The 5574-nt window shown below is 47.9% G+C and carries 4 protein-coding genes and 1 pseudogene; 3 read left to right on the forward strand and 2 right to left on the reverse strand.

Features of this window, described 5'->3' with window-relative positions:
* Positions 1-548: 548 nt before the first annotated feature.
* Together Q8O92_05055 and Q8O92_05060 are read right to left on the reverse strand one after the other, a co-directional pair.
* A complete protein-coding gene (locus Q8O92_05055) occupies positions 549-1094 on the reverse strand; it encodes a hypothetical protein (protein ID MDP2982681.1) in 546 nt (181 codons plus the stop codon).
* A gap of 17 nt (positions 1095-1111) precedes the next feature.
* Complete coding sequence (locus tag Q8O92_05060; GenBank protein MDP2982682.1) at positions 1112-2437, reverse strand: iron-containing alcohol dehydrogenase; 1326 nt, start codon at positions 2435-2437, stop codon at positions 1112-1114.
* A gap of 452 nt (positions 2438-2889) precedes the next feature.
* On the opposite strand from Q8O92_05060, the gene Q8O92_05065 reads away from it, so the two are divergent.
* The 3 genes and pseudogenes from Q8O92_05065 (at position 2890) to Q8O92_05075 (ending at position 5558) form a co-directional block, all read left to right on the forward strand.
* A complete protein-coding gene (locus Q8O92_05065) occupies positions 2890-4494 on the forward strand; it encodes an ABC transporter substrate-binding protein (protein MDP2982683.1) in 1605 nt (534 codons plus the stop codon).
* A 41-nt stretch (positions 4495-4535) separates the two neighbouring features.
* Positions 4536-4729: pseudogene (locus tag Q8O92_05070) on the forward strand (type II toxin-antitoxin system HicB family antitoxin).
* 43 nt (positions 4730-4772) lie between these two features.
* Positions 4773-5558 (forward strand): hypothetical protein, encoded by a 786-nt coding sequence (locus Q8O92_05075; protein ID MDP2982684.1) that lies wholly within the window; start codon positions 4773-4775, stop codon positions 5556-5558.
* The last annotated feature ends 16 nt before the right edge of the window (positions 5559-5574 follow it).

Consider the following 5574-nt stretch of genomic DNA (forward strand, 5'->3'; position numbering starts at 1 on the left):
ATCACGGCGTAATATTTTCAAGAATACTTACCAAATGACATAACCGGATAAAAAATTTACGGAAAAGTGTTTTTTTATTATAGACACTGTAACAAATTCTTTACTATGGACGACTCCTTGAACGCCGGAAAGACACGCAGCGGAAATCGGTAGAGAGAGCGGACAGCATCGCCGAGGCCAGACGAATAGAGCTTATTGCTGCCTCCCGGAAGAAAAAGACTGTCGAGCGGCTCAAAGAACGGGCGCTGGAAATTTATGAAAAGGCGGCGGTAAAGGAGGAACAGACTATTGTTGATGAACTGACCGCGATGAAATTCAAACCACCGGTTACAAAATAATAGAAAAAAGGATTCGCTTTTCTCCCCCCGCATAATTCCGATTACCCCCAATACAGTTCATTTAACCACGAAAATCACGAAATTTGCTTTTTGATAAAATCATTTTTTGTGCCTTTCGTGTGGTTCGTGGTTTAAAAATCTTGTACTTTTTCGTTAAAGTGAACCGTATTGCGATTACCCCGGTTTTTCCACATTTCCAAGTGTATTTCGTCATGTATATATTTTCAGAATCACTACCTCCACGCTGAGAATTAACATGAAAATCCATAGCAGGCACATCCCCCTGAGAATGTAGCTGTTAATAACCTTCCGTATGTGAGCCTGATCCGCGTTCAGGAGAATTTCCATATCGGCTTTGGAAATATTATCCGCCGGGTCGAGGAAACGGTTCAGATATTCTGGAGAGAAGAGATTCTTGCTCTGGTGGATTTTAAACTGGGTGAACGATCTATCCTCCGGAGGCAGAGATTGTTCCTCCTTTACTATTTTCCGATGCCACCAGTTGACATCCTCGCCGCGCGCCAGAATAACTTTATGAAGTCTCCACATGACACTGAAAGAAAAAACGCTGAGGGTGATCAGTAAAACTTCGAAAAATAGTGCTGTTCTCAGGAGGCTTGCTTCCAGGATACGGGAAAGAAGAAAAGAACCCGTTACCAGAAAGACAGACTGCAAGGTCAGGTCGATCTGGCGGTAAGTCTGGAGAAGCGCTTCCATGTTTCTCGAATGTGAAGCCAGATAATTCAACGATACCACGAATCAAAGCCTCCTTCTCAGGACATGGTTTTGATGAGCGAAAAATCGCCGGTGAATGCCGCTTCGAGCACCGGTTTCATGTAGGTTTCCACATCTCCCTTTGAAGGGTCCATGGGAGTGGGCATGTTCTTGAGTTTTGACTCAAGCTGCGGATTTTTTGCCGCCTCGATCATACGGTCGATATGAGTTCTTGTGGCGCCGGCTTCACGGAGGGTTATCGGGAAAGCGATGCTCTTCGAGAAGGCGATCATTCCGTGCGCTACCGCTTCGCCAAGGGCGCGCCCTTCAAGGTTTCCGAGGTTTTCGGTGATGAACCCTGCTCTATGGAAAACTTCTCCGACAGTACGCAACTGATCCTGGATGGCAGGTGAAAAAAGCACCGTGTAGTAAGGGTTCAGAACAGCGCAGGCGCGGCCATGGGTGAGAATGTCCACGAGCGAAAAGGAGCCGAGATGCCCGCCGTTTGTGCCGCCGATCATGATGGAATATCCGCCGAGGTCGGTTCCCAGCCCGAGCCGAATTCGAGAGTCGAGGTTTTTCGGATCTTTCAATGCCTCGGGCAAACTTTCGACAATCAATGAGATACCCTCGACTGCAATCTCTTTCATCCGGTCGTAGTAAACCTGTCCGGTGGCGCCCATGAATACCTCCCATAAGTGCGCGATACCGTCAAGAGCGCCGTCCAGTGTAAGTCCTCGTGGAGCGCCCTCGGTCACTCCATAATCGAAGACGGACTTGGGAGGAACAATGGCCATGTCGATTATCAGTTTTTTCTGCCCTGTCAGGGGATCGGTAATATTGGCATACTTGGTGAGATGCGCGCCGGAGGAAGCGATGGTCTGAACTGCGATAACCGGAGTGGCGGAAATATTGAGCGCCTCCCAGATTCTGGTGACATTCCCGGCGCCGAAATACGGTTCGATGCTGGATGCCAGCGCTTCGGATGCGCCGAGATATTCCATGACCTCTGAAGAATTATAGGCAGCCAGAATGCTGGCAGCTTTGGCGGCATCAATGGTGCTCCCACCGCCGATGGCGATCACTGAATCCGGGCAGACCTTGGAAATTTCGTTTGCAATCCGGTAGACATCCTCGCGGGGTGCATTCGGACCCGCTCCGAGAATGGAAGTGTACCCGACGCCATGCATATCGAGAGAATCGGTGATCTTGTTCCGCAGGGTTTCCACCCATTCCTGTCCCAGGTCTGCCACCACCAGAAGCGCCCTTTCTCCATAAAGGCAGGCGTATTCACCCGTTGTCTCCAGAACCCCGACCCCGTGGGCATAGTCATCGCCTTTCCATGCCTTGATAATTTCCTGAGCTTTTACCGTGCTTCGCGCCATGACAAATCCTCCCCTGCTATCTTTCAAAATCCGGTATGAACCGGTAAATTCGTGTATCCCACAAAGATTGCTTTAATTAGTGAAGATATAAATAAAGTATAGCATATCGGAACGGTCATGTCAAGAAAGCCTATTCATTAAAATTCGGTGGAACGGAACGGATGAGAACGGGGCGCATGCATCGTCGGGGATTTACCTGTGCCAACTCCTTGCTTGCGGAAAATCAGCGACCGGGAAAATGATCCTGGTGCGGTAGAATGAATTCACGACGCCAGGTCATTACAAATTAAATTTAGACAGGATTGACAGGATTCACAGGATCAGGAACAAATATAAATGAAATCATGTAAAATCTTGTAAATCCTGTCAAAAAAGCAGTTCGATTTGTGTTTTGGAGCGATACCTTGACTTCCTGCGCCGTCTTCCGTAGATTATGGCAGGAGAAAGGAAGCATGAAGAATCGAACAGGAATAGCTATTTCCCTTGGTATTCTCTGCATCGCATCCGGCTTTGCCGGAGTTATTACCGGCTGCGGGCCGACCGTTGAAAAAGGTCCCCGGATTTTCGTGTACCGCCTGGCTTCCGATCCGCCATCGCTCGACCCAATCCACACCACCGATACATCTTCCGCGACAATTGTGTTCCGTATCTTCGAAGGGCTGGTCGACCAGGACCCGGTGACTCTGGATGTGGTTCCGGCTCTGGCTGAACGGTGGGAGTTATCCTCCGATGGATTGACCTATACATTCCACCTGAAAAAGGGTGTAAAGTTCCATAACGGCCGCGAGGTGACCTCGGCGGATTTCCGGTACAGTTTCGAACGCTGCCTTACCCCGGAAAACCTTTCCGAGCGAAGCTGGGTGCTTGCGCCCATCAAAGGGGCGTCGGAAATGCTCGGCGGCAGGGCAAAAGAGCTTACCGGCATGGAAACGCCTGACGATTCCACGGTCGTATTGCGCCTGGTCAAACCGTTTGCCCCCTTCCTTTCCTATCTCTCCATGGAAGCGGGTCGTGTAACGGCCAGGGAGGGAGTGAAGGGCAAGGATTTTACTCCCATCGGCACCGGGCCGTTTCGGTTCCTCTCCTGGGAGCATGACATCCGGGTAAGCGTGGAGGCGTTTCCCGAATACCACGGGGCGAAATCGACCCTCCCGCGGGTGGATTACGAGGTAGTTCCGGACGTCGGGGTCGCTTTCCAGAAACTGGTGGTCGGCGAGGCCGACCTGGTGAATGAAACTCCCCCGGGACAGTTCAAACTTATTCAGAAGAAGTACGGGAAATTTGTCAGGACATGGCCTTACCTGCGGCTGGAATACATCGGGTTCAACCTTACAAGGCCTCCGTTCCGTGACAACCTCAAGCTGAGGCAGGCGCTCGCCTGGGCGGTTGACCGCAAGGCAATCGCCGACACTCTTTACGAGGGCGCCGCCATCCCCGCAACCACCATTCTTCCTCCGGGAGTCAAGGGCAAAGATGAAACAATAACCGGCTACGGGTATGATCCGGCCAAAGCCACCCTCCTTCTCACCGAAGCGGGGTATCCTGGTGGGAAGGGTCTTCCCCCGATCACCCTCTGGTACAATACCAACGAGATGCACCAGCTCATCGCACAGTATGTGCAGTCGGTGTTCAGGAATATCGGGGTAAATGTCCAGCTTAAAAGCATCGACTGGCCGGCCTACCTGAAAGCCTGCGACAATTTCGAGCCGGATATGTTCCGAATGGGATGGGTGGCGGACATCCCGGACGCCGACAACTTTTTCTATATCCTGCTCAATTCCGCGCAGAAGGGTGCGCCAGGGAATTATTCCGGATATTCCAATCCCGAATTCGACCGTCTCACCAATGAAGCCCGCCTCATCTCCGACCCGGAGCGCCGGATCGAGCTGTACAAAAAGGCCGACCGTCTCGCCACAGAGGATGCCTGCTGGATTCTCCTCATGTACCCCATGCAGCGGATTCTGTTCAACCCGGAGTACGAGGGACTGGTTCTCCCCAGGCAGGGGGATTTTCGGATTCCGCTGGAGAGGTTGAGATACCGTGTAGAGGAGAAGTGAGCAGGGAAAGCATGACTTGCATCCCGAACTGATTGAGAGTAATTTGTGATGTTGAGAAACAAATATACGAGAACACGCAAGATGGGTATTATGTCGCCAGCGTACCGGCTCTGAAAAGCTGACTCAGGCAAAAACGCTTGAGGAGTTGTATCCCCGCATTCGGGAAGTAATCGAATTGTGTATGGAAGAGGAAGAGCCGGCGAATCTTGAATTCGTTGTTTTATTAAGATTTTGATTTGAATTAAAAATTATTAAAAAAGACGTAAAGGGAAAATTCTATGAGAGGACCATTATTCAGTGAAAGAGAATTAGGGCCCCAACCTAGAAAAATTATTGAAATACCTGAAATTGTATGGAAAGGAATTGTATCAATAATTAATAGATACTGTGATAATGGTTATTTTGCTGAATATTTTCCACTTAAACAATGTAATGGGTCAAGGGCTGAAATCACTGGAACAAATAAAGAAGTATTAACTTATGATTTGCTTTCAATAAATCCTAATATTGAATCAATAGAATTAGATCATCCTCATGTTCCTGACTCCTATTCTATACTTGACTTGATTGAATATTGCCTAACTATAATCTCGAAGCCATTTTACGAAAGTGAACATGAGAAATACGGGCCTAAACACTATATTCATTTTTCAAAACAGGCTGGTATACAAGAATATACAGATAGTATAAATTTCTTGTTTTCACGTAATAGAGTTGCATTCTGTTTAAATAATGATGGAAAAATTGAAAGAATAGAAAAACCAGTTATTGGAGAAACTATTAAAAATGCACAATTTAATACAATTGATAGCGAATTAAATGAATTACTTGAGAGGGCACGTGAAAAATTCTTCAATCCAAATCCTGTTATTAGAAAAGAATCACTTGAAAAACTTTGGGATGCTTGGGAGAGAATAAAATCTCTTGAAAATCCAAGTAATAAAAGCGACTCAACAAAAAGAATCCTTGACATGACTGCTTCCGGCCCCTTTAGAGAATTAATTGAAAACGAAGCATTATGTTTAAACAAAATTGGAAATAATTTTATTCGCTTATCGATTTGAAACAGCACTCTTGACA

The sequence above is a fragment of the Candidatus Latescibacter sp. genome, assembly GCA_030692375.1.
GTDB lineage: Bacteria > Latescibacterota > Latescibacteria > Latescibacterales > Latescibacteraceae > JAUYCD01.

Excerpts from the sequence above, each read along its gene's own strand:
- Q8O92_05060 (MDP2982682.1), bottom strand. The coding sequence starts at position 2,437 with ATGGCGCGAAGCACGGTAAAAGCTCAGGAAATTATCAAGGCATGGAAA.
- Q8O92_05065 (MDP2982683.1), top strand. The coding sequence starts at position 2,890 with ATGAAGAATCGAACAGGAATAGCTATTTCCCTTGGTATTCTCTGCATC.
- Q8O92_05075 (MDP2982684.1), top strand. The coding sequence starts at position 4,773 with ATGAGAGGACCATTATTCAGTGAAAGAGAATTAGGGCCCCAACCTAGA.